The organism is Streptomyces sp. AC558_RSS880 (assembly GCF_019049255.1).
Classification (GTDB): domain Bacteria; phylum Actinomycetota; class Actinomycetes; order Streptomycetales; family Streptomycetaceae; genus Streptomyces.
The window spans coordinates 258,599-281,893 of record NZ_JAGMUJ010000130.1 but is presented as its reverse complement, the minus strand read 5'-3'; the positions used below and the strand labels follow the sequence as shown (position 1 = coordinate 281,893).

The window sequence follows — 23,295 nt, the reverse complement described above, 5'->3', positions numbered from 1 at the left end:
TGGAAGCCGGCGAACATCGCGAAGACGACCGTGCCGAAGACGACGTAGTGGAAGTGCGCCACCACGAAGTAGCTGTCGGAGACGTGGAAGTCCAGCGGGGGCGAGGCCAGGATGACGCCGGTCAGACCACCGAAGGTGAAGGTGATCAGGAAGCCCAGCGTCCACAGCATCGGGGTCTCGAAACTCAACGACCCCTTCCACATGGTGCCGATCCAGTTGAAGAACTTCACGCCCGTCGGCACCGCGATCAGGAAGGTCATGAAGGAGAAGAACGGCAGCAGCACACCGCCCGTGACGTACATGTGGTGCGCCCACACCGTCACCGACAGGCCCGCGATCGCGATGGTCGCGCCGATCAGGCCCATGTAGCCGAACATCGGCTTGCGGGAGAAGACCGGGATGATCTCACTGACGATGCCGAAGAACGGCAGCGCGATGATGTACACCTCGGGATGGCCGAAGAACCAGAACAGGTGCTGCCACAGCAGCGCCCCGCCGTTGGCCGAGTCGAAGATGTGCGCGCCGAACTTGCGGTCCGCCTCCAGCGCGAACAGCGCCGCGGCCAGCACCGGGAAGGCGAGCAGGACCAGCACACCGGTCAGCAGCACGTTCCAGGTGAAGATCGGCATGCGGAACATCGTCATGCCGGGCGCGCGCATGCAGATGATCGTGGTGATGAAGTTGACCGAGCCGAGGATGGTGCCGAAGCCGGAGAACGCCAGGCCCATGATCCACATGTCGGCGCCGATGCCCGGCGAGCGGACCGCGTCGGACAGCGGGGAGTAGGCGAACCAGCCGAAGTCGGCCGCCCCGTCCGGGGTGAGGAAACCGCCGACCGCGATCAGCGAGCCGAACAGGTACAGCCAGTAGGCGAACATGTTCAGCCGCGGGAAGGCGACGTCCGGCGCGCCGATCTGCAGCGGCATGATCCAGTTGGCGAAACCGGCGAACAGCGGCGTCGCGAACATCAGCAGCATGATCGTGCCGTGCATCGTGAACGCCTGGTTGAACTGCTCGTTCGACACGATCTGCAGGCCCGGCCGGGCCAGCTCGGCGCGCATCACCAGGGCCATCACGCCACCGATGATGAAGAACACGAACGACGTCACCAGATACAGCGTGCCGATCGTCTTGTGGTCCGTGGTCGTCAGCCACGTGAGGCCCTTGCGGCCCCTGAGTCCGTTGATGCTTTTCACGACCCGCCTGTGTCCGCGCCCCGCCCGCCGGTCACACTCGGACGATGCGACATGGATCACGGAAAACGGCTGTGACGATCGCGGGGATGCCGGACACGAACGGGGCATGAGCGACGACGAGATCTTCGCCGCTGCCTATCGCGAGCACTACTGGGCGGTCAGCCGCTATGTCGCGCGGCGACTGGACGGGCGTACGAGCGAGGTGGAGGAAGTGGTGGCGGAGGTGTTCACGGTCGCCTGGCGGCGCCGGGCGGACCTGCCGGCCTCCCCGCTGCCGTGGCTGTACGGGGTGGCACGCAACTGTCTGGCCAACGCGGTACGCGGCCAGGGGCGCCGGCGGCGGCTCGTCGACCGGCTCGGCAACGACCACACCGCCCACCGCCGGCACGTCGTGTCCGGCCCCGGCACCGAGACACCGGGCGACTGGGTGCACGAGGCGCTGGCCCGGCTCGCCCCCGGCGACCAGGAGGTGCTGCGGCTGACCGCATGGGAGGAACTCGGCATCGACGAGGTCGCCGTCGCCCTCGGCTGCGGCCGACGGGCCGCCACCATGCGGCTGCACCGCGCCCGCCGACGGCTGAGAGCCGAGATCGACCGACTGTGCCCCGCACTCGCCGACGCGAACGCCTCCAAGGACCACGGCCATGACTGACGAACTCGACCTGCTGCGCCGCGCCAACCCGGTGCCGGACGACGGCCCCCACTTCGGCGACGGCCCCCTCGACCACAGGGCGGAGCACCATCTCGGCCGGCTGATGGACGACGGGAGCATCGGACGGCGTATCCCGCTGCGGCTCGGAGGCCGCTTCCGGCCGGTCTGGGCCCTCGCTGCCGTCGCCGCCGTCGCCGCGCTCACCTCCGTCCTGCTGCTCGGCGGCCCCGCCGCCACCCCCGCGATCGCCGTGCCCCGCCCGCTGTCCGTCGTGGCGGACGCCGCGCCCGTACCACTGGAGCGGCTCGCGGAGCGGGCCGCGACGGCCGCGGCCGACGGCATCCCGGCACCGCGCAGGGGCACGCATGTGCGGTCCTGGAGCCTGGGCATGAGCGACACGGAGCCGCCGATCACCCTGCCCGAGGAGCGCATCGTGCGCTGGACGCCCGACGGCCGGCACACCGAACTCGTCGTGGCCACCGACCCCCGGCACCCGGGCCGGCCCGTCCTCACCGACGAGGACGGCGAGCCACGCCTCGTCGACGACGGACAGGTGATCAGCCGGCAGGCCTTCCCGCCGAGCTGGAGCGACGTCCCGCCCGCCAGCCGTCCGCCGCACGACCCCACCCGGCTGCGCGCCTATCTTGCCGAGGCGGCGTACGGCGAGATCCGGACGACGCCTGAACTCCTGGACGCCACCGCGCAGTTGCTGAACCACTGGACGCTCGGCGCGCGTGAGTCCGCCGCGCTCGCCCGCCTGCTGGCGGACGCGGACGGGCTACGGTCCGCGGGCCAGGTCACGGACCGGCTGGGCCGTCCCGGCCAGGCCTATGTGTACGACGACGGCTCCGGCGTCCGCCACATGCTGATCCTGGACCCGTCCACGGGCGCCGTCCTCGGACTGGAACAGACGTTCACCACCGACCAGCCCGAGTACGGTGTGCGGGCGGGCGATGTCATGCAGTACAGCGCCTGGATGCGCTGATCACCTCCGAACCACCGTTCCTACTCGTCCCAGGCCTGGATCATCACCTGTCCGGTGATTTTGCCGTCCCGCAGCGTGAGCATCGACTCCGACAGCACCCGCACCCCGTCCGGGTACCGGCAGCTCTCGCAGTAGGCGGCGTGATCGCCCTGGACGACGCACGCCTCGAGGGAGTGCGTCATGTCGCGGCTGTAGACGTCGTCGAGCATGGCGGCGATCTCGTCCCGGCCGCGCAGGACCTTGGGGTGGCTGGGCTGGGTGTTGCGGTCCACGATGCGCAGTTCCGCGTCGTCCGCGTAGAGCGACACCAGCGTCGCCGACGTGTCCGCCTCGATGCCCCGGCGCAGCGTGTCGGTGCCGAAGACGGGGTGTGCCGCGGTCGTCATGGTGACCCACCTCCTCCGCGGGGCCGCGGCCCGGACCTCCGGCGGGCCGGGACGGCCCCTCCTACGAGCGTCCTCCGGCCCGCCGGGCACGGCAAGCCAGGCCCCCGCGCCGCCCGGCGCCGCTCACTCGGCCGTCGCCAGGAACTGCGTGGCCGCCAGCTCCGCGTACAGCGGATCGGCGGTCACCAGCTCCCGGTGCGTGCCGACGGCCCGTACCCGGCCCGCGTCCATCACCACGATCCGGTCGGCCGCCGTCACCGTGGACAGCCGGTGCGCGACGACCAGGACCGTCGTCGTGCGCGCCACGTCGGCGACGGTGTCGCGCAGCGCCGCCTCGTTCACCGCGTCGAGCTGCGAGGTGGCCTCGTCGAGCAGCAGCAGCCGGGGGCGGCGCAGCAGGGCGCGGGCTATGGCGACCCGCTGGCGCTCACCGCCGGACAGCTTGGTGCCGCGATGCCCGACGAGGGTGTCGAGCCCGTCCGGCAGCCGGGACACCAGACCGTCGAGCCGGGTCGTCTTCAGCACCCGCGTCAGGGTGCCGTCGTCCGCCTCGGGGTTGCCCAGCAGCAGGTTGTCCCGCAGGGAGCCCGACAGCACCGGCGCGTCCTGCTCGACGTACCCGATCGCGGCCCGCAGCCGCGGCAGCTCCCAGTCGGCCAGATCACGGCCGTCGAGCGTGATCACCCCGGAGTCGGGGTCGTAGAACCGCTCGATGAGGGAGAAGACGGTGGTCTTGCCCGCGCCGGACGGGCCGACGAACGCGGTCATGCCCTGGGCGGGCACGGTGAACGTCACCCCGTGGTGGACGTACGGCAGGTCGTCGGCGTACCGGAAGCGGACGTCCTCGAAGGCGAGCGCGGCGGGCGCCGTGCCGGTGTCGGGCAGCCGCGCGGGCTCGGCGGCCGGTTCCGCGGGCAGCCGCAGCGCCTCCTGGATCCGGGCGAGGGCGGCACTGCCCGTCTGGTACTGCGTGAGCGCGCCGACGACCTGCTGGATCGGCGCCATCAGATAGAACACGAACAGCAGGAACGCCACCAGCGTCCCGATGTCGATGGCGTCCGTCGCCACCCGCGCGCCGCCCACCGCGAGCACCGTGATGAACGCGATCTGCATCGCCAGCCCGGCCGTGTTGCCCGCCGCGGCCGACCACTTGGCGGCGCGCACGCTCTGCCGCCACGACTCCTGCGCGGCCTCGTGCAGCGCGCGCTCCTCGCGCGGCTCGGCACCGGACGCCTTGACCGTGCGCAGCGCGCCGAGCACCCGCTCCAGCGAGGCACCCATGGCACCGACCGCGTCCTGCGCCTGCCGGGAGGCCCGGTTGATGTGCGGCACGATCACCCCCAGCACCGTGCCCGCGAGCGCGATCACCCCCAGGGTGACACCCAGCAGCACCGGGTCCACGAAACCCATCAGCACCACGGTCGCGATCAGGGTCAGCCCGCCCGTGCCGAGACCGACCAGCGAGTCCGTGGTCACCTCGCGCAGCAGGGTGGTGTCGGAGGTGACGCGGGCCATCAGATCGCCCGGCTCACTGCGGTCGACGGCGGTGATCCGCAGCCGCAGCAGGTACGACGACAGCGAGCGCCGCGCCCCGAGCACCACCGACTCGGCGGTGCGCCGCAGCACGTACGAACCCAGCGCCCCCAGCACGGCGTTGGCGACCACGAGCGCCGACATCAGCAGCAGCGCGCCGGTGATCGCCCGGTCGTCCGAGAGGTCGTCGATCAGGTCCCGCGCCACCAGCGGCAGCATCAGCCCCGTCGCCCCGGTCATCAGGGACAGCACGGCACCGCCCAGCAGGGCCCACCGGTGCGGTCGTACATATCCGAGGAGCAGCCGCCAGGCGGGCGGACCGGATTCCTCTGCTGCGATGCTCACGTCGCCCCCCTCGGCGTCGGACGGAGGTCCAGGCTACGTCGCGGGGGCGCACCCGCCGCACGGCGGGCGGCGGAAGCGATCATTCCCGCGTAGGGTCGGGGAAGACGGACACGGCCGACGAAGGAGTCAGCAGCATGGCGCAGGAAGTACGCGGCGTGATCGCACCCGGCAAGGACGAGCCGGTGCGGATCGAGACGATCGTCGTACCCGACCCCGGCCCCGGCGAGGCGGTCGTCCGGGTCCAGGCCTGCGGGGTGTGCCACACCGATCTGCACTACAAGCAGGGCGGGATCAGCGACGACTTCCCGTTCCTGCTCGGCCACGAGGCCGCGGGCGTGGTCGAGTCGGTCGGCGACGGCGTCACCGACGTCGCGCCCGGCGACTTCGTGATCCTCAACTGGCGCGCGGTGTGCGGGAAGTGCCGCGCCTGTCTGCGCGGACGCCCCTGGTACTGCTTCGACACCCACAACGCGAAGCAGAGGATGACCCTCGCCTCCACCGGTCAGGAACTCTCCCCGGCCCTGGGCATCGGCGCCTTCGCCGAGAAGACCCTCGTCGCCGCCGGACAGTGCACCAAGGTCGACCCCGCCGTCTCCGCGCAGGTCGCCGGGCTGCTCGGCTGCGGGGTGATGGCCGGCATCGGCGCCGCGATCAACACCGGGAACGTCGGCCGGGGCGACTCGGTCGCCGTCATCGGCTGCGGCGGTGTCGGTGACGCGGCGATCGCCGGGTCCCGGCTCGCCGGAGCGGCGAAGATCATCGCCGTCGACATCGACGACCGCAAGCTCGACACCGCGCGCTCCATGGGCGCCACCCACACCGTCAACTCCCGCGAGACCGACCCCGTCGAGGCGATCCGCGAACTCACCGGCGGCTTCGGCGCCGACGTCGTCATCGAGGCCGTCGGCCGCCCCGAGACCTACCGGCAGGCCTTCTACGCCCGTGACCTGGCCGGCACGGTCGTCCTGGTCGGCGTGCCCACCCCGGAGATGAAGCTCGAACTGCCGCTGCTCGACGTCTTCGGCCGCGGCGGCTCCCTGAAGTCCTCCTGGTACGGCGACTGCCTGCCCTCCCGGGACTTCCCGATGCTGATCGACCTGCACCTCCAGGGCCGCCTGGACCTCGGGGCGTTCGTCACCGAGACGATCCGACTGGACGAGGTGGAGAAGGCGTTCGAGCGGATGCACCGCGGCGACGTGCTGCGTTCGGTGGTGGTGCTGTGATGACCGCCCGCATCGAACGACTCGTCACCTCCGGGCAGTTCAGCCTCGACGGCGGCACCTGGGACGTCGACAACAACGTCTGGATCGTCGGCGACGACCACGAGGCGATCGTCATCGACGCCGCCCACGACGCCGACGCCATCGCCGAGGCGGTGGGGGACCGGCGCCTCACCGCCATCGTGTGCACCCACGCCCACAACGACCACATCGACGCCGCGCCCGCCCTCGCCGAGCGCACCGGCGCCACCATCTGGCTGCACCCCGACGACCTGCGGCTGTGGAAGCAGACCCACCCCGACCGTGACCCCGACTCCTGGCTCGTCGACGGCCAGGTGATCGAGGCCGCCGGCGCCGACCTCACCGTGCTGCACACCCCCGGGCACGCGCCCGGCGCGGTCTGCCTGTACGACCCGGGGCTGGGCGCCGTGTTCACCGGCGACACCCTGTTCCAGGGCGGTCCGGGCGCCACCGGCCGCTCCTTCTCCCACTTCCCGACGATCATCGACTCGATCCGGGACCGGCTGCTGACCCTCCCGCCGGAGACGAAGGTCCTCACCGGCCACGGCGACCCGACCACCATCGGCGCGGAGGCCCCGCACCTGGAGGAATGGATCGCGCGCGGCCACTGAACGGTCCGTCCGGACGACCTGCGCGAAAAGGCGACAGAAGATGTCCGGCTTACCTGTCACGCTCGAAGCGACAGCAAAGAGCCGTTGAACAGGAGGCCGTACATGTCGGAGCAGTTGAAGGGCAAGGTCGCGCTGGTGGCCGGGGCGACCCGGGGTGCCGGACGGGGCATCGCCGTGGAACTCGGGGCGGCGGGCGCGACCGTGTACGTCACGGGCCGCACCACCCGTGAACGCCGCTCCGAGTACGGCCGCCCCGAGACCATCGAGGACACCGCAGACCTGGTCACCGAGGCGGGCGGCCAGGGCATCGCGGTGCCCACCGACCACCTCGAGCCGGGGCAGGTGAAGGCACTCGTCGACCGCATCGCCGCCGAACAGGGCCGCCTGGACGTCCTGGTCAACGACATCTGGGGCGGCGAGACGCTCTTCGAGTGGGAGGCTCCGGTCTGGGAGCACGACCTGGACAAGGGCCTGCGCCTGCTCCGCCTCGCCGTCGAGACCCACGCGATCACCAGCCACCACGCGCTGCCGCTGCTGCTGCGCCACCCCGGCGGACTGGTCGTCGAGGTCACCGACGGCACCGCCGACTACAACCGCGACCACTACCGCCTCTCCTTCTTCTACGACCTCGCCAAGTCCTCCGTCCTGCGCATGGCGTTCGCCCTCGGCCACGAACTCGGCCCGCGCGGCGCCACCGCACTCGCCCTCACCCCGGGCTGGATGCGCTCGGAGATCATGCTCGACCATTTCGGCGTGCGCGAGGACAACTGGCGCGACGCCCTCGGTGACGTCCCCCACTTCGCCATCTCCGAGACCCCGCGCTACGTCGGACGGGCCGTCGCCGCCCTCGCCGCCGACCCGGACGTGGCCCGCTTCAACGGCACCTCCCACTCCAGCGGCGGCCTCGCCCGGGAGTACGGCTTCACCGACCTCGACGGCAGCCGCCCCGACGCCTGGCGCTACATGGTCGAGGTGCAGGACGCGGGCAAGCCGGCGGACGTGACCGGCTACCGCTGATCCCGTCCGACCCCTGCCGCGGTGATCGCCCCGGCCGCTACCTTCACCCCATGACGACGGACACGAGGCGTTTCGCGGGGCACGGGGTCCTCATCACCGGGGCGGCACGCGGCATCGGCGCGGCCACCGCCGCGCGGTTCGCCGAGGAGGGGGCGCGGGTCCTGGTGGCCGACGCGGACCCCGACGAGGCGGAGCGGACGGCGTCGGCGCTGCGGGAGCGGGGGCTCGCGGCCGAGCCCTTCGCCTGTGACGTGACCGACCGCGCCACGGTCGAGGCGGCCGTGGCGCACGCCGTGCACGCCTTCGGCTCGCTCGACGTCCTGGTGAACAACGCCGCCCACTGCACCCCGGACGCGCCCCGCTTCGAGGACGAGCCGGACGACGAGTGGGCCACGGACCTCGACGTCACCCTCACCGGCGCGTACCGCTGCTGCCGCGCCGCGCTCCCGCACCTCGCCGCCTCCGGCCGGGGCGCGATCGTGAGCGTCGGCTCCGTCAACGGCCTCCAGGACTTCGGCAACCACGCCTACAGCGCGGCCAAGGCGGGCCTGGTCTCCCTCACCCGGACCCTCGCCGGGCACGCGGCGCCCCGCGGGGTCCGGGTCAACCTCGTCGCACCGGGGACCGTCCGCACCCGCGCCTGGGCGGGCCGGGACGGGCAACTGGAAGCGGCCCGGCGCCTCTACCCGCTGGGCCGGGTCGGCGAGCCCGAGGACATCGCGGCCGCCGTCGCCTTCCTCGCCTCCCGCGACGCGGCATGGATCACCGGCACCACCCTCACCGTCGACGGCGGCGTCACGGCGGTCAACTCGGGATTCCGGCAGGCGCTGGGCGAGGCGTCGCCGCGGTAGCCGGTCGTTTCGGTCCTGCCCGCCGGATGTCACCGTTCGGTCGCATCCCGGTTCGTCCGTACAACCGATTCTTCCGCCGAGTCGTCTATCTGGCAGAGTGCGCAGGCCATGCGCTCACTTCTGCGGAAAGGCAAAACAGACCATGGGGGATACACGTAGACGGAGTGCCGTCGTTCTCGGGGTCACCTCGCTGGTGGCTCCGCTCACACTCGCGCTCGGTGCGACACCGGCGCAGGCTGCGAGCTGCACCACCTCGACGGGCCCGTATCAGAAGAAGGTGGAGAAGTTCCTCGGCCGCCCGGTCGACGGAAAGCAGTCCTCCGCCGACTGCAAGGCCATCCGCGCCTTCCAGACCAAGCACGGCATCACACCGAACATCGGGTACGCCGGCCCCGTGACCTGGGGCGTGATGGACCTGATGAACAAGCAGAAGGCCGTCGGGAAGAACCCGAACAAGTCGGGCAAGTGCCCCACGAACAAGGGCCGTATCGCCTGTGTGAACCTCACGCTCCAGCTCAGCTGGATCCAGGACGGCAAGAAGCTCGTCTACGGCCCCGTCCCGGTCCGCACGGGGCGCAACGGGTACGAGACCCGCACCGGCCTGAAGAAGATCTACTGGCGCAACATCGACCACGTCTCGACCATCTACGACGTGCCGATGCCCTACAGCCAGTTCTTCGACGGCGGTCAGGCCTTCCACTCGGTCGGCGTCAGCATGTGGAACCCGCCCGGCTCCCACGGCTGCGTCAACATGACGAAGACCGCCGCCAAGAAGTACTGGTCGCTGCTGAAGAACGGCGACGACGTCTACGTGTACGGGCGTAAGCCGGGCACCTGATCGCCGCGGGCGCCCGGCCTGCCGGGCGCCTCGCACCCCGGACGTTCCCCGAAGGCCCGGATGTGAACTCGCCCACGTTCCCCGGCAGATGGACGTGATCAGCAACACTGCCCGAAATGTCCGATGAACGTGCGATTACTCACAGCGCCTTCACGTCCGGCCCCGTATGCTTCACGGCATGTCCACCACTGTTGAACCCTCCTCCGAGCGATCGGCAGCCGAGGTCAACGAGGAGATCCGGGCCCTGTGGCTCCGGTCGGGCGGGACACTGAGCGTCGAACAGCGCGAGGAGTACCAGCGCCTGGTCCAGGAGTGGGCCTCGGCCCTCCCGCAGCCGGCCAGAGCCGCCTGACCGACCGGGATCGTCATCCGCTCGACGGGGCACCCGTGAACGGATGGGTGCCCTCCTCGCACTGACCTCGGCCCTCTGCTACGGCATCGTCGACTTCGCGGACGGACTGCTGTCCCGCCGCGTCCCGCATGCCGCCGTCACCTTCCTCGGCCAGCTCGGCGGCCTGCTGCTCGCAGCGGGGGCCGCCCTCCTCCTGCCCGCCGACGCCCTCGTCGGCTCCGACCTCCTCCGGGGCGCCCTGTCCGGCGTCGGCGGCGCCACCGTCATGCGCTTCCTCACCCGTGGCCTGAGTCACGGCGCGATGAGCGTGGTCGTACCGGTGAGCGCCGTCACAGGCGTCGCGCTGTCCGTCCTCTGCGGCGTCCTCCTCCTCGCCTCCCTCTACCCGGCGCTCCCGGTCGTCCTCGGTCTCGCCGTCCTGCACGAACACGTCTCCCGGAGGCAGGCCGCCGGGCTGCTGGGAGCCGCCCTGGCGACCGTGCTGCTCACCGTCGGCTGACGGTCCGGACCCGCCGTCCGCTCAGCCCCATGTCGCCGAGTAGTGACGCCGGTACGCCTTGCGGTCCTGCTCCGCGCGTATCCAGCGCGACGCCACCAGGGCGACCAGGCTGCCCGCGATCACCAGCAGCCCGGGACCGACGTTGCGGGGGTCGGCCAGCCGGGACAGCAGTGTCGACGCGTCCGGGAGGATGCCCCGCACCGGAGTCGACGGCCCCGGCGAGGCGGCGTCCGGAGCCGCCGCGCCCCGCGCGTCCGACGGAGCGGGGGAGGGCGCCGCCGCACCCCCGTCGGCCCCGGGCGCCACGATGAGCCGTACGCCGAGCCGCGCCAGCGCCTTCGTCACCGGCTGGAAGTACGTCGTGCCGCCCGACCGGCAGTCGCCGCTGCCGCCCGACGTGACACCGAGCGCGATGCCCTCGGAGAACATCGGACCACCGCTGTCCCCGGGTTCGGCGCAGACGTTCGACTCGATGAGACCGCTGACCGTGCCCTCGGGATAGTTCACCGTGGCGTTGAGCGCGGTCACCTCACCGTCCCGCAGCCCGCTGGTGCTGCCGCTGCGGAACACCCGCTGGCCCACCGCCGGATCCGCCACCCCCGTGATCCGTACGCCCTTGCCGTCGCCGACGGCCACCACACCGGCGCCCTCGCCGGCCCGGCCGCCGGCGTACTCGATCAGCGAGTAGTCGTCCCCGGGGAAGCTGCCGCCGACCGTCGTCCCGACCTCCTGCCTGCCCTGGCCGTCGGCGAACCACACCGACCCGTCGGGCCCGCAGTGCCCGGCCGTGAGGATGAACTCCCGCTTCCCGTCGGTCACGTTGAAGCCCGCCGAACAGCGGCCGGCCGTCGACAGGATGGGCCGCGCCCCGTTGAGCCGGGTGGTGAAGGTGCCCCCGCTCCGCTCCATGCGGACGAAACCGCCGATGCCGTCCGCCACTTCGGTCAGCTCGGACCAGTCGTCCGCCGACACCGTGCTGTCGCCCCGGACCACCACCTCGTTGGTCCGGTAGTCCATGGCCCACGCCGTCCCGGGCACGCGCGGCGCCGAACCCAGCGTTTCGGCCGCGGACTTGAGGTCGTCCATGCTGTGCCGCACCAGCTTCGGCTCGGCGCCGGCCGCGCGCACCTCGGCCGCCGCCTCCTCGTCGGTGACCGCGACCACCGTCTTGCCGTCGTCGGCGATCCAGCTGCCCGCCGTACGGGACGTGCCGAGTCTCGCCACCAGGTCGGCCCCCGGTCCGGCCGCCGCATCCCCGGCGGTGGCGAACGGGACCGCGCCGGGCGCGCGGGGCTCACTGGCGACGGCGTGGGTGACCATCGTGGCCCCCAGGAGGAGTCCGCCGACGGCCGCCAGCCGTGTCACTCGCCGGACGGCCCGTCGTCGTGCGTGCCTCATGCGTGGCTCCCGAACCTCAGCGGCGCGGTGCGCACACCGCGGGAGCCTCCCCTGAGTCGAAGGCCCCCTTCCCATACGGGTCCGCGGCCCGGCGTGTTCAGCCCGGACGCGATCCCGTCCGGCGGGAGGCGGGAGGCGGGAGGCGGGAGGCGCCCCGTCGTCCCGGTGCCCACGCGCACCACGGCTGTTTATCGTGGGCCCATGACCAGGATCCCGCACGAGACGTCCGGTGAACCGAATCCGCTGCACGCCCTCGACCTGGACCGCCTGCGCCGCCGCACCAGCATGAAATGGCGCACCTACCCCGAGGACGTCCTGCCCCTGTGGGTGGCCGAGATGGACGTCCCCCTGGCCGAGCCGGTCGTCCGCGCCGTCACCGGGGCGATGGAGCTCGGCGACACCGGCTATCCCGCCGGCACCGCCTACGCGGAGGCGCTGGCCGCCTTCGCGGACAAGCGGTGGGACTGGGACGGAATCGCCGTGGAGCGCACCGCGATCGTGCCCGACGTCATGCTGGGCGTGGTCGAGATGCTGAAACTGGTCACCGGGTACGGGGACGCGGTGGTGGTGAACTCACCGGTGTACCCGCCGTTCTACGATTTCGTCGGGCACATGGACCGCCGGGTGGCCGAGGCCCCGCTGGGCGCGGACGCGCGGATCGACCCCGACGTCCTGGAGGACGTCTTCCGGCGGGTGACGGCCGGCCGACGGCGCGCCGCCTACCTGCTGTGCAGCCCGCACAACCCCACCGGCACCGTGCACACCGCCGACGAGCTGTCCGCCGTCGCCGCCCTCGCCGAGCGGTACGGCGTACGCGTCGTCGCCGACGAGATCCACGCCCCGCTGACCGTCGGCGACACACGCTTCGTGCCGTACCTGAGCGTGCCGGGCGGCGAGCGCGGCCTGTCGCTGATGTCGGCGTCGAAGGCGTGGAACCTGGCCGGGCTCAAGGCGGCCCTCGCCGTCGCGGGGCCCGAGGCCGCAGGCGACCTGGCGCGGATGCCCGAGGAGGTCGGCCACGGCCCGAGCCACGTCGGCGTCCTCGCCCACACCGCCGCCCTGCGCGACGGCACCGCGTGGCTGGACGCCCTGCTCGCCGGCCTCGACACCAACCGCCGGCTGCTCGCGGACCTCCTGGCCGAGCGGCTGCCGGCGATCCGCTACCGGCCGGGCGACGCCACCTACCTCGCCTGGCTGGACTGCCGTGCCCTCGGCCTCGGCGACGACCCCGCCGACACCTTCCTCCGGCACGGCCGCGTGGCCCTCAACTCCGGTCTGCCCTTCGGCACGGGAGGAGCGGGCCACGCCCGGCTGAACCTCGCCGCCTCGCCCGAGGTGCTCGAGGAGGCGGTGCGGCGGATGGCGGACGCCGTGGAGCGCGCGGGCGGTGCCCGTGGCTGACGAGTGCTACGGCCACCCGCGGCTCGCCGCGGTCTACGACCCGCTCGACCCCGACCGCGGTGACCTCGACGCCTACCTCGACATGGCGGAGGAGTTCGGTGCCCGGCGGGTGCTGGACATCGGCTGCGGAACAGGGGTGTTCGCCCTGCTCCTGGCCGGCCGGGGGATCGAGGTCGTCGGCGTCGACCCGGCCCGGGCGTCCCTCGACGTGGCGCGGGGCAAGCCGGGCGCCGCACGGGTCCGCTGGATCGAGGGCGACGCGACCGTGCTGCCGCCGCTGCGGGCCGATCTGGCGACCATGACGGCGAACGTCGCCCAGGCCGTCGCCGGTCCCGGCGCCTGGCACGGCACCCTGCGGGGCGCCCACGCGGCACTGCGGCCCGGGGGACGCCTGGTGTTCGAGACCCGCGATCCGGCCCGAAGGGCCTGGGAGGGATGGACCCGGGAGGAGTCGTACCACAGGGCCGACGTACCCGGCGTCGGCACGGTCGAGAGTCGGCACCAGGTGACCGAGGTGGACGGCCCGCTGGTGACGTTCCGCACCACCTACGTGTTCGCCGCGGACGGTGCGGTGCTGACCTCGGACTCGACGCTGCGCTTCCGCGAGCGGGAGGAGGTCGAGGCGGACCTCGCCGGGCACGGCTTCACGGTGGAGGAGGTGCGGGACGCCCCCGACCGCCCGGGCCGGGAGTTCGTCTTCGTCGCACGCCGCCCGGACGCCTGAGCGCTCCGCTGGAGGTACGGCGATGTGCCGTCGATCGGCTGCGGCGCCGTCGTGGCCGGTCGCGCCCACGCGGCGGCAGCCGCACGTCGGTACGGTCCCGCGCCCCTTCAGGGCGCCGCCGAACCACAGCGGACCTCGCCGGACCTGCTTAGACTTCCCCGCATGGACGACACGTCGAGGGACCGGCTGGGTACGGGGAAGTACCTGCTGGTCACCAGCTACCGCAAGAACGGCACACCCGTCGCCACACCGGTGTGGGTGGTGCGGGACGGCGACGCGCTCGGGGTGTGGACCGTCGCCGACTCGTGGAAGGTGAAGCGGATCCGCGCCCGCGGCGACGTCCTCGTCGGCCCCTGCGACGTACGCGGCAACCCGACCGGTGACCAGGTCCCCGCCACGGCGGAGATCTGCGACCCTGCGACCACGGCCCGTTACCGGAAGCTGCTCGCCCGCAAGTACGGCCTCGTGGGCCGGCTGACCCTCCTGGGCAGTCGTCTTCGCCGGGGCACGGACGGCACGGTCGGGATCCGCATCACCCTCTGAGCCGCGTGCCGGGCCGTGCCCGGCGGCCCGTCAGGTCCAGGCCCGGAACGGCTCGTCCACCAGCTGGAAGACCGGCTCGCCGCGCACCGGGTCCTTGGCCGTCGACAGCCGTACCCGGTCGCCGCTGTGGATGCCGATGGGCGGCCCCATGACCCGGCCGCGCACCACGAATCCCTCGGCCATCTCGATCAGGGATATATTGCGGGCCGCCGGGGTGTTGCGGTGCAGCACCGTGGAGTGGCGGACCGTCCCGACGCCCTCGCTGCGCTCCGTGCGCAGGTCGCTGCCCTGGCAGACCGGGCAGAGCAGCCGGTGGTACATGGTGGTGCCGCACCAGGTGCAGCGCTGGAAGAGCATGGCCTCCGCCTGGCCCTTGCCCTGGGGGTCGAGGACGCCCGTCGCGGAGCCGACTGCCTGCTGAGCGACGCTTCCTGAGTGGTGGTACACGCTGGTCAACTCCCTGCACTCGGCCGGAATCCCGCGTGCGCGGTCACCCGGCACGCGCGTGCCGGTGCGCCGTGCCACCGTGCACAGCCACAGGGTATGGCACTCAGTGCCACTCGTAAAGGCACTCCGTACCCTCGCATGCGGGCGGGCGTCCGCGCCGGGTCACCCGCGCCCGAGCGCGGTCTCCAGTTCCCGCACCACCCGCCACAGCGGTGTCCCGCGCCGGGAGACGACCACCACCACGTCCTCGGGCCCCTCGCCCGCCGCGGCGACGGGCCCGGCACCGAACGCGGCCCGCACATGCCCCAGCGCGTGGTCCACCGCGGCCTCCGCGTCCCCCTTCCCGTCCGAACGCAGCCAGGAGCGCAGCGCGTTGTTGTGCGCGGCGACCACCGCCGCCGCGATCACATCGGCGCGGAGGGCGCCGTTCCGCAGACCGGTGAAGCGCGCCCGCAGGTATCCGGCCAGCGCCCGCTCGTACCGCCGGACCACGGACAACTCGTACGCCCGCAGCCCGGGCACGCTCTTGGTGAGGCGGTGGCGCTGCACGGAGAACGCCGGGTTCTCGGCGTACATCAGCAGCACCAGCCGGGCCGCGTCGCAGACCCTGCGCACCGGATCGTCGTCGTCGGAGCCCGCCGTCAGGAAGGCCGTCATGTCGGCCAGGCACCGCTCGTGGTCGGGGAAGACCACGTCCTCCTCGGACGGGAAGTAGCGGAAGAAGGACCGCCGGCCCACCCCGGCGAGCGCCACGACGTCGTCGACCGTGGTCTGTTCGTAGCCCCGCTCCAGGAACAGCCGGAACGCCGCCGCGACCAGGGCGTCCCGCATCGGCGGCCTCTCGGCCCCGTCCCCGCGGCCGGGAGCCGCGCTGCTGGAGCCCATGCACGGAACGTAGCCCCGGGAGGGACGTCGACGGCACTCGGTGCACGCCGGGGGCGGAACCCGGTGCCGCCGAGGCGGTAAGCCCAGGCCGTTCCTATGATCGAGCCACCGCCGTCCCCGAGGAGCCCGTATGCCGCCCGTCCGTCCCCGCGTCCTGTACGTCACCGACCTGGCCTACCCGGCCCGCGGACGCCGCTACGGCGACGAGGACGTCTTCCTCACCTCCCGGCTGCGCGAGCACCTCGACCTCGCCCTGTGCCATCCGCGGGACGCCGTCGCCCTGATGGACGGCTTCGACGCCGTCGTGGTCCGCAACAGCGGTCCCGTACTGGAGTACCAGGACGCCTACGAGGCCTTCCGCGAGCACGCCACCGCGACCGGCACACCGGTCTACAACCCGCTCACCGGCAGGGGCGACATGGCCGGCAAGCGGTACCTGCTCGACCTGACCGCCGCCGGCCGCCCGGTGATCCCCACCGTCGACCGGCCGGAGGACCTGCACCGGCTGCCCGGGACGCAGCGGTACGTGGTCAAGCCCCGGCTCGGCGCCGACTCCATGGGCCTGCGCGTCGTCCCCGCGGACGAGGTACGCGGCCACATCGACGGGGACGTCCTGGTGCAGCCGCACATCGACTTCGCCTACGAGGTCTCCTTCTACTTCGTCGACCACGACTTCCAGTACGCCCTGTACGCCCCGCACACCGGGCGCCGCTGGCAGCTGGAGCCGTACGAACCCACCCGGGACGACCTGGACTTCGCCCGGGGCTTCATCGACTGGAACACCCTCGACCACGGCATCCAGCGCGTCGACGCCTGCCGCGCGCCGGGCGGCGAACTGCTGCTGGTCGAACTGGAGGACCTCAACCCCTACCTGTCCCTCGACGCCCTCGACGACACCGGCCGGGAGGCGTTCGTGTCCGCCGTGACGGCGTCCCTGCGCCGCTTCCTCCACGACGCCTGAACCCGGGGCCCCTTCGTCACGTATCTCTCTGCGCAGGCGGATCGACTCCCCCCGCGGCACGGAAGGAGAGCGACGTGACGACACCGTCCGGGCCGGGACGGCCGCACGACGGACCGCCCCTCGAACCCGTCCGCGTCCTGCGCCCGCGTCGCACCGACGCACTCGCCGAGCTGTTCCGGGAGTTCGAGCGGGAGGAGCGGGGCGGGTACGAGCCGGTGCCCCGGCCGCCCGCCGGAGCCGAGGACCGGACGCAGGAACTCCCGCCCGTACCCGCGGCCCGGCACCCCTCCGGGATCCGCCGCACCGCCCTCGCGCTCGCCGTGGCCGCCGCCGCGGTGGCGGGCTTCGGTGGCGCGCTCCTGCTCACGGAACGCGACGCCGACGACCGCGCGGCACCCGGTCCGAGGCCGTCCACGACCGCCCCCGTCACCCCGGCCCCGCCCGCCCCCGCCGAGCGGGGATTCCTCCGCGAGGGCGACTCGGGCCCGGGGGTGACCGAACTCCAGGAGCGGCTGCTGCGCATCCCGGACGTCTACCGGTCCGGCACCACCGACGGCCGCTACGACGCCACCCTCTCCGCCGCCGTCGCCCGCTTCCAGCTCTGGTACGGCATCCGGGGCGACGAGACCGGCGTCTACGGCGACGACACCCGCCTCGCGCTGGAGTCCCGCACCGGCCGGCCGGACGACTGATCCGGTGGCTACCGTTCCTTCGGCACCCGGATGTCCAGCACGCACACGTCGTCGCGGCGTTCGCCCTCCAGCATCGTCTCCAGCAGCACCCCCAGGGACCCGGTCTCGTCGCCGGGGTGGGCCGCCACGGCCGCGGCGAGACGAGCGAGGCCCACGTCGATGTTCTCCGGGGGCCGCTCCACCAGACCGTCCGTGTAGAGCAGCACCCGGTCGCCGGGTTCGAGGAGGCACTCGGCCTCCTCGAAGTGCGGCCCGGAGGCACCGCCGAGCAGCATGCCGCTGGGCCGGCGCAGATACGTCACCTCGCCGTCGCGCAGCAGCAGGGGCGGGGTGTGTCCCGCCTGGGCCCAGACCAGGCGCCGCTGCGCCGGCCGGTAGCGGGCCAGCACCATGGTCGCGGTGCCGTGGCTGTCCCGGGAGTGCAGCAGCAGGGTGTTGAGCCGGGCGAGCGCGCCGGTCAGCGAGGACCCGGTGATGACCATGCCCTTGGCGGTGAACCGCAGCTGGGCCATGGTGGCGACGGCGCCCACCCCGTGCCCGGCGACATCGCCGACGACGAACAGGGCGTCGCCGTCGGGCAGTTCGATGGCACTGAACCAGTCACCGCCGACGTGTATGCCGGCCTGGGCGGGAAGGTAGGCGACCTCGACGCGCAGCCCGGCCAGGTTCACCGCCCGCTCGGGCAGCGGCAGCAGGGCGTTCTGCAGCCGGGCGACCAGGGACCGTTCGGCCTGGAGCACGTCGTGCTGGGTGAGGATGGTCCGCTCGGTCTCCACCAGGGCGAGCTCGGCCCGCCGCCGCGCGGTCAGGTCCTGCACGAAGCCGTGCACCTCGACGGGCGTGCCGCGCAGGTCGGCCACCGCCTCCGCGGCGAGCCGCAGATGCCGGACCCCGCGCGCGCCGCGGACCCGGAACGGGGCGTCCAACGGCAGCCCTTGATGTATCAGGGCGTCGACGGCGCCGCTCAGCGCGGACCGGTCCTCGGGCACCGCGAGTCCGGGGAGGTCGACGAGCCGGACGGGCCCGTCCGCCGGGTCCCGGTCGAGGATCGCGAAGACCTGCGACGACCAGGACGCCTCGGACGTGGTCAGGTTCCAGCTGGCCCAGCCGAGGTTGCCCAGCCGCTGCAGGTCGGCGAGCCGCTGCTCCTGCCGGTCGGAGGAGTCGTGCCGGACCCAGGTGACGACCAGCGCGTCCGTCGGCCGAGTCACCCGTACGGAGTACGTGGCCAGCTCGGTGACGCCGTCCACGACCTCCTGATGGGCGAACGGCTCGCTCTCGTACGTCCCCCCGTCGGCCAGGGTGTCCAGGCAGCCCTGCCACACCGGGGTGTCCGCGAGGTCGGGCCGCACCTCCCGCAGCCGCCGCCCGGCCGGATCGCCCCCGGTGCCGCCCAGGATGTCGACCGCCTGCGCCGTCACGGCGTCGACCCGGAAGTCCTCGGTCCCGCCGGACGGGCCGCGCAGCGGGGTCAGCAGCATCGCCGGGACCGGCAGCGCCGCGAAGAGCGCCCGTACGGCGTCCGGGAGAGGGTCGGCCACGGGCTCGGACGGGGCGGCGAACGTACGCAGCCGGCCGGCGCAGAGCCGGACCACTCCGCGCAGATGGGCGCGGTCGCGCGGGGTGAAGGGGCCGGAGCGCCCGCGCAGCACACCGACGCAGATCCCGGGGGCCTCCCCGCCGGGCAGCGGCAGCCAGGCGCGCGAGCGCCATCGCTCGGGCGGGTCACCGATCAGCAGGTACCGCGTGCTGTCCTCGGCGAAGTCCTCCAGCCAGAGAGGCTCACCGGACTCGAGGGCGTCCAGTACGGCCACCCCGCTGAAGGGGGGCACCTGACGCCACCGGGCGGCCAGCCGTTCGTCGATCCCGGCGTGCCCGAGCAGTTCCAGGCTGCCGTCGGTCCGGCGGGCGTAGATCATGACCGAGTCCGCGGCCAGGTCCTGCCCGAGGTGTTCCAGCAGGCACCGGGCCAGCTCCTGGGAGGTGTCGATGTGTACGAGGACCCGGGCGAGGCGGCTCAGGGCGTCGGCGACGTCGTCGGGGGTCGAGGGGGCCGCCGGCGGGTCGGCCTCGGGGAAGCCGGCCGTCGTGTCCCCGGTGTCCCCGGCCGGCCGTGCGGACGGCTCAGCGGACCGGGCGGGCGCCAGTTCCCCCAGGGTGATCCAGCACTCCTCCAGCAGGGTGCGGCGGGCCGCCTTGGCACGCTGGAGCAGCGTCTCGCCGGCGGTGTCGGCGGAGCACCCGCTCAGCGCCATCACGACGCCCTTGGCCCGCTCCACGACGGCCGAGGTCGCGGCCTGCTCGCGCAGCCGGTCCATCTCGGCACGCTGCTGGGCGACGACCCTGGCCAGTTCCACCAGGTCGGGCGCGGTTCCGGGCTCCACCGGGACAACAGGTTCCCTCATCACGCGACGAGCATCGCACACGTCTCCGGGTTCGTTGACCGGCTAGTTCGCCCGGGATCCGCGGGCGGCCCGGACCAGGGGTCGTGACGTGTGCGCCCGGCGGGGAGCGCGGTCAGCGGCCGGATTCGGCCAGGGCCCGGGTGACCGCCCGTACGCTGCGGGCGATGTGCTGGAGCTGTGTGACCTCGGCCGCGTAGAGCTTGATCGTGTGCTCGATGACCCCTTCGCGCAGTCCTGCCCGGGGCAGGTCGGCCCGGGCGGTCTGCAGGGCGGTGCGGGCCACCCGGATCTCGTGCTCGACCTGGATCTGGGCGTGCCGGGCCAGCAGGACGGGGTGCCGGACGAACGCCGGGTAGCTCGCGTAGCGCGCGGGCACCAGCTCGCGCAGCCACTTGGCCGCCGAGCGCTCCCAGTCGTAGCTGCCGGGGGTCTTGACCTGGCAGGGCCAGTCGGGACCGAGTCGCGTGGTCGTCAAGGGCATGATCATCGCTTCCGGGTGTACGGCGTCGCACGGGTGGACGACGGAGTGGGGCGGCTCCGGCCTAGGGGATGACCGGAGCCGCCGCGGGTGGCCGGGCAGGGGATGCCCGGCCGAACACCCCGGCCGCCGGAGCGGGTAGGAGCCGACGGCTTCGGGTGTTCGTGCAGGTGCCCGGTGCTGGGCGGCCGGGCCGTGATCCGTGAGCAGTATTTATATATGCCATCTGGTTTGCAAGGCGTATGAAAACATTCATGCGCGCTTCGATGGGGGCGTCTCCCGTGCGGTGCGCCCGCCGGAGTCAGTCCCTGAGGAAGAACTGGTGTTCGTCGGCGACGTGCTCGTACTCGTCGAGCCGGGCCTGCGTCCGCTCCGGATCCGCGTCCGTCATGGCCTGCAGCAGCGCCGCGCACATCACGCCCGGGGCGGCGTAGGAGTCGAACACCAGCCGTGACCCGGTGCCGGTGGCGAAGGTGACGTCGGCCTCGTCCACGATCGGGCCCAGCGCCAGATCGGTGATCAGCGCGACCTTCAGCCCGGCGCTGCGGGCGACCCGCACCGCGGTCAGGGTCTCCTGGGCGTGCCGCGGCATGGAGAACGCCAGCACCCAGGTGCCGCCCGCTTCCCGCGACTGCAGCAGCGCGTCGTAGGCGACGCTGCCGCCCAGCGTCACGAGCCGTACGTCCGGGTGGACACGGCGGGCGGCGTAGGCGAAGTACTCGGCCAGGGAGACGGAGATGCGCAGCCCGAGGACGGTGAGCGGAGTGGACGCGGACAGCCGGCGGCCGACCTCGATGAACCGGTCGGCGTCGGCGAAGTCCCGCCGCAGGTTCTCCAGGTTCTCGATCTCGGCATCCACCGCCGCCTGCAGCTCGTTGCCCCGGAACTCCTCGGCGGGGCCGGCGGAGCGGGTGCCGAGCGTGATCGACTGGAGCTTCTCCCGCAGCGCGGGGTAACCGCTGAAGCCGACCGCCGAGGCGAACCGGGTCACCGAGGGCTGGCTCACCCCGGCCCGGTCCGCGAGATCCGTGATCGACAGGAACGCCGCCTCGGCGATGTGCTCGATCAGGTACTGGGCGATGCGCCGCTGGCCGGGGGAGAGCCGGGGCCGGTCGAACAGCGTGCGGAGCTGGGCCGTCGGGGACACCTCCGGGTCCTGGCCCGCCTTCCCCGAGGTGATCGCGGATGCCTGTGCGCGTGCCTGCTGCGGCGATCGCACCGGTGCGCCTCCTTCGTCTCCCACGAGGGTTCAACATAGCCCACCCACCGTGGTGACCAGGCCGCTCGCCGGAGCACACCGGACCGCTCCACCGGGGATATCCGCGCCTCCGGCGGGAACCCGACGGCACAGCGAAGCAGAAACCCCCATGACACACCAGGAGCCACCGGACATGACCGTCCCCGAGGAGAACCGGCCGAAGACCCGGGACACCGACGACATCGTCGAGCAGCGGCAGGACAAGGAGACGAGCGATCAGGGCGGCACCGGCCGCACGATGCGCGAGGCGCTGGAGGAGGCCGAGATCAAGCCCGACGACTTCCGGGAACGCTAGACCACCCGCCGTCCCCCGCCCCGACTACGTTTCGAGCAGGTGAAAGCATGAGCGCCCTGAGCGCGCTGGAAGACGCCCTGGAGAACCGATGGGAAGCGCTGTGGAGGCGGCTGTCCGGCCGGGAGCCGGTCGAACTCGTCGACGCCCTGCGGCGCGAGTGCGACAGCCACGCCGTGGTGTGCCGGGCGGGCCGGGTGATGGTCCCCAACGCCTACGACGTGGAGCTCGCCGAACCCGTGCACGAGGAACTGACCCGCCGCGGCAGTCGCGTGGGACAGGCGCTCACCGACCGGCTGGCCCGGCACGCCGCGCGCCACGGCTACGAATGGGCGGGCCCGCTCGCCGTGCACGTCCGCCGGTCCGCCGAGGTCCCCAACGGCCGCTTCCGGGTGGCGAGCAGCGTCATGCCGCACGTGAGCGCCGACGCCTTCCAGCGCGCGGGGCAGCCGACGCCCGGCTGACGGCGCGGGCCGGCGCCGGCAGATCGTGACCGAGTGACCGGCACCGTCGACCGGGCGGCGCTTTCGGTCGACTCGGCCGGCCGGTCGCCCGGTCCGCCGCGGAGTCCGGCACCGCCGGCACCCCGCGCACCCCGGCGGGCCGTACCCGGCGCGGGCCGGCGGCACGGACGCCCGTAGCGCGAGGGCATCCCACCGCCCGCGCGGTCCGGTCACCGGCACCGGCGACCGGACCGCGCGGGCCCGCTGCCGCAAGACCCTTCAGGTCAGGGGCCTCTGCTCCCGCACCGGCCCTCCGCCTGAGGGGGAAACCGCCTGTGCGGCGAGTTCCTCCAGCGGGCCACCGGTCAGCCGGCACACCGTCCACTCCTCCAGCAGTTCCGCGCCGAGCGACTTGTAGAACGCGATCGCCGGCTCGTTCCAGTCGAGCACCACCCATTCGAAGCGCTCGAAGCCGTTCTCCCGGCAGATCGCCGCGAGGGCGGCCAGCAGCGCCCTGCCGTGTCCGGCACCCCGGGTGTGCGGGCGGACGTAGAGGTCCTCCAGGTGCATCCCGCGGGTGCCGGTCCAGGTCGAGAAGCGCGGGAACCACAGCGCGAACCCCACGACGCCGCCGGTGTCGTCGTCCTCGGCGATCAGGACGGACGCGGCGGGATGCTCGCCGAACAGGGCCGCGCGGAGCTGTTCCTCCGTGGCGCGGGCCTGCTCGGCGGCCTTCTCGTAGGCGGCGAGTTCACGGATCATCGCGCGGATCTCGGGGACGTCGCGCACGGTGGCTGCTCTGATCATGGGACGAGAGCCTGCGGCACCGCGCCGGACCGCGTCCAGCCGGTCTCGAGGGCCG

26 protein-coding genes are annotated in these 23,295 nt (G+C 73.0%); 16 read left to right on the top strand and 10 right to left on the bottom strand.

Translation table 11 applies throughout. The features are described from left to right. Positions 1 to 1,196: cbb3-type cytochrome c oxidase subunit I (locus KUM38_RS30910; protein WP_308409098.1), on the bottom strand; the 1,196-nt coding region annotated here is incomplete at its 3' end. A 106-nt stretch (positions 1,197 to 1,302) separates the two neighbouring features. On the opposite strand from KUM38_RS30910, the gene KUM38_RS30905 reads away from it, so the two are divergent. Both KUM38_RS30905 and KUM38_RS30900 read left to right on the top strand, forming a co-directional pair. Then, a complete protein-coding gene (locus tag KUM38_RS30905) occupies positions 1,303 to 1,848 on the top strand; it encodes an RNA polymerase sigma factor (RefSeq protein ID WP_073934176.1) in 546 nt (181 codons plus the stop codon). Next, positions 1,841 to 2,833: a CU044_5270 family protein gene (locus KUM38_RS30900; protein ID WP_217134240.1), complete on the top strand. Its 993-nt coding sequence runs from the start codon at positions 1,841 to 1,843 to the stop codon at positions 2,831 to 2,833. Before KUM38_RS30905 ends, KUM38_RS30900 begins: the two co-directional genes overlap by 8 nt. Positions 2,834 to 2,853: 20 nt before the next feature. Here KUM38_RS30900 and KUM38_RS30895 read toward each other — a convergent pair whose 3' ends face one another. Next, positions 2,854 to 3,219 carry a nuclear transport factor 2 family protein gene (locus KUM38_RS30895; protein ID WP_217134238.1) on the bottom strand — a complete coding sequence of 122 codons (366 nt, stop codon included), beginning with the start codon at positions 3,217 to 3,219 and terminating at the stop codon, positions 2,854 to 2,856. A 123-nt stretch (positions 3,220 to 3,342) separates the two neighbouring features. After that, positions 3,343 to 5,097 (bottom strand): ABC transporter ATP-binding protein, encoded by a 1,755-nt coding sequence (locus KUM38_RS30890; protein ID WP_217134236.1) that lies wholly within the window; start codon positions 5,095 to 5,097, stop codon positions 3,343 to 3,345. A 134-nt stretch (positions 5,098 to 5,231) separates the two neighbouring features. On the opposite strand from KUM38_RS30890, the gene KUM38_RS30885 reads away from it, so the two are divergent. The 7 genes from KUM38_RS30885 to KUM38_RS30855 all read left to right on the top strand — a co-directional run bounded on the left by KUM38_RS30885 (position 5,232) and on the right by KUM38_RS30855 (position 10,506). After that, the gene (locus KUM38_RS30885) at positions 5,232 to 6,320 is read left to right on the top strand and encodes an S-(hydroxymethyl)mycothiol dehydrogenase (protein WP_217134234.1); all 1,089 of its coding nucleotides are present in this window, start codon (positions 5,232 to 5,234) and stop codon (positions 6,318 to 6,320) included. Beyond that, complete coding sequence (locus KUM38_RS30880; RefSeq protein ID WP_217134232.1) at positions 6,320 to 6,949, top strand: MBL fold metallo-hydrolase; 630 nt, start codon at positions 6,320 to 6,322, stop codon at positions 6,947 to 6,949. The genes KUM38_RS30885 and KUM38_RS30880 overlap by 1 nt, the downstream gene beginning before the upstream one ends. A 102-nt stretch (positions 6,950 to 7,051) precedes the next feature. Continuing rightward, a complete protein-coding gene (locus KUM38_RS30875) occupies positions 7,052 to 7,966 on the top strand; it encodes an SDR family oxidoreductase (protein ID WP_217134230.1) in 915 nt (304 codons plus the stop codon). A 50-nt stretch (positions 7,967 to 8,016) separates the two neighbouring features. Next, positions 8,017 to 8,817: an SDR family NAD(P)-dependent oxidoreductase gene (locus KUM38_RS30870; protein ID WP_217134227.1), complete on the top strand. Its 801-nt coding sequence runs from the start codon at positions 8,017 to 8,019 to the stop codon at positions 8,815 to 8,817. A gap of 142 nt (positions 8,818 to 8,959) precedes the next feature. Next, positions 8,960 to 9,655, top strand: coding sequence for a L,D-transpeptidase family protein (locus KUM38_RS30865; RefSeq protein WP_217134226.1), 696 nt, complete (start codon positions 8,960 to 8,962; stop codon positions 9,653 to 9,655). Positions 9,656 to 9,821: 166 nt separating this feature from the next. Beyond that, the gene (locus KUM38_RS30860) at positions 9,822 to 10,007 is read left to right on the top strand and encodes a hypothetical protein (protein WP_030863721.1); all 186 of its coding nucleotides are present in this window, start codon (positions 9,822 to 9,824) and stop codon (positions 10,005 to 10,007) included. A 43-nt stretch (positions 10,008 to 10,050) separates the two neighbouring features. Next, positions 10,051 to 10,506 carry a hypothetical protein gene (locus tag KUM38_RS30855; protein ID WP_217134223.1) on the top strand — a complete coding sequence of 152 codons (456 nt, stop codon included), beginning with the start codon at positions 10,051 to 10,053 and terminating at the stop codon, positions 10,504 to 10,506. Positions 10,507 to 10,527: 21 nt separating this feature from the next. On the opposite strand, the gene KUM38_RS30850 is transcribed toward KUM38_RS30855, so the two are convergent. Next, entirely contained in the window at positions 10,528 to 11,904 is a 1,377-nt protein-coding gene (locus KUM38_RS30850; protein ID WP_217134221.1) for a S1 family peptidase, read from the bottom strand. Between the two features lie 201 nt (positions 11,905 to 12,105). On the opposite strand from KUM38_RS30850, the gene KUM38_RS30845 reads away from it, so the two are divergent. The 3 genes from KUM38_RS30845 to KUM38_RS30835 all read left to right on the top strand — a co-directional run bounded on the left by KUM38_RS30845 (position 12,106) and on the right by KUM38_RS30835 (position 14,572). Next, complete coding sequence (locus KUM38_RS30845; protein WP_217134219.1) at positions 12,106 to 13,305, top strand: MalY/PatB family protein; 1,200 nt, start codon at positions 12,106 to 12,108, stop codon at positions 13,303 to 13,305. Further along, complete coding sequence (locus tag KUM38_RS30840) at positions 13,298 to 14,029, top strand: bifunctional 2-polyprenyl-6-hydroxyphenol methylase/3-demethylubiquinol 3-O-methyltransferase UbiG (protein WP_217134479.1); 732 nt, start codon at positions 13,298 to 13,300, stop codon at positions 14,027 to 14,029. The genes KUM38_RS30845 and KUM38_RS30840 overlap by 8 nt, the downstream gene beginning before the upstream one ends. A gap of 162 nt (positions 14,030 to 14,191) precedes the next feature. Beyond that, positions 14,192 to 14,572, top strand: a complete 381-nt coding sequence (locus KUM38_RS30835; RefSeq protein WP_217134216.1) for a PPOX class F420-dependent oxidoreductase — start codon at positions 14,192 to 14,194, stop codon at positions 14,570 to 14,572. A gap of 30 nt (positions 14,573 to 14,602) precedes the next feature. Here KUM38_RS30835 and KUM38_RS30830 read toward each other — a convergent pair whose 3' ends face one another. After that, a complete protein-coding gene (locus KUM38_RS30830; RefSeq protein WP_217134213.1) occupies positions 14,603 to 15,019 on the bottom strand; it encodes a Zn-ribbon domain-containing OB-fold protein in 417 nt (138 codons plus the stop codon). A 162-nt stretch (positions 15,020 to 15,181) separates the two neighbouring features. After that, positions 15,182 to 15,904: a TetR family transcriptional regulator gene (locus tag KUM38_RS30825; protein WP_217134211.1), complete on the bottom strand. Its 723-nt coding sequence runs from the start codon at positions 15,902 to 15,904 to the stop codon at positions 15,182 to 15,184. Positions 15,905 to 16,034: 130 nt separating this feature from the next. On the opposite strand from KUM38_RS30825, the gene KUM38_RS30820 reads away from it, so the two are divergent. Both KUM38_RS30820 and KUM38_RS30815 read left to right on the top strand, forming a co-directional pair. Further along, the gene (locus KUM38_RS30820; protein ID WP_217134209.1) at positions 16,035 to 16,865 is read left to right on the top strand and encodes a hypothetical protein; all 831 of its coding nucleotides are present in this window, start codon (positions 16,035 to 16,037) and stop codon (positions 16,863 to 16,865) included. Between the two features lie 74 nt (positions 16,866 to 16,939). Then, positions 16,940 to 17,557 carry a peptidoglycan-binding protein gene (locus tag KUM38_RS30815; protein WP_217134208.1) on the top strand — a complete coding sequence of 206 codons (618 nt, stop codon included), beginning with the start codon at positions 16,940 to 16,942 and terminating at the stop codon, positions 17,555 to 17,557. 8 nt (positions 17,558 to 17,565) lie between these two features. On the opposite strand, the gene KUM38_RS30810 is transcribed toward KUM38_RS30815, so the two are convergent. The 3 genes from KUM38_RS30810 to KUM38_RS30800 all read right to left on the bottom strand — a co-directional run bounded on the left by KUM38_RS30810 (position 17,566) and on the right by KUM38_RS30800 (position 21,659). Then, positions 17,566 to 19,962 (bottom strand): SpoIIE family protein phosphatase, encoded by a 2,397-nt coding sequence (locus KUM38_RS30810; RefSeq protein ID WP_217134207.1) that lies wholly within the window; start codon positions 19,960 to 19,962, stop codon positions 17,566 to 17,568. A 112-nt stretch (positions 19,963 to 20,074) separates the two neighbouring features. Then, a complete protein-coding gene (locus KUM38_RS30805) occupies positions 20,075 to 20,449 on the bottom strand; it encodes a hypothetical protein (protein WP_217134206.1) in 375 nt (124 codons plus the stop codon). Positions 20,450 to 20,741: 292 nt separating this feature from the next. Continuing rightward, a complete protein-coding gene (locus KUM38_RS30800) occupies positions 20,742 to 21,659 on the bottom strand; it encodes a MurR/RpiR family transcriptional regulator (protein WP_217134205.1) in 918 nt (305 codons plus the stop codon). A gap of 148 nt (positions 21,660 to 21,807) precedes the next feature. On the opposite strand from KUM38_RS30800, the gene KUM38_RS30795 reads away from it, so the two are divergent. Together KUM38_RS30795 and KUM38_RS30790 are read left to right on the top strand one after the other, a co-directional pair. Then, complete coding sequence (locus KUM38_RS30795) at positions 21,808 to 21,993, top strand: hypothetical protein (protein WP_217134497.1); 186 nt, start codon at positions 21,808 to 21,810, stop codon at positions 21,991 to 21,993. Between the two features lie 47 nt (positions 21,994 to 22,040). Further along, positions 22,041 to 22,454 (top strand): DUF3662 domain-containing protein, encoded by a 414-nt coding sequence (locus tag KUM38_RS30790; RefSeq protein WP_217134204.1) that lies wholly within the window; start codon positions 22,041 to 22,043, stop codon positions 22,452 to 22,454. Between the two features lie 258 nt (positions 22,455 to 22,712). Here KUM38_RS30790 and KUM38_RS30785 read toward each other — a convergent pair whose 3' ends face one another. Then, positions 22,713 to 23,240: a GNAT family N-acetyltransferase gene (locus KUM38_RS30785; RefSeq protein ID WP_217134203.1), complete on the bottom strand. Its 528-nt coding sequence runs from the start codon at positions 23,238 to 23,240 to the stop codon at positions 22,713 to 22,715. Positions 23,241 to 23,295: the final 55 nt, after the last annotated feature.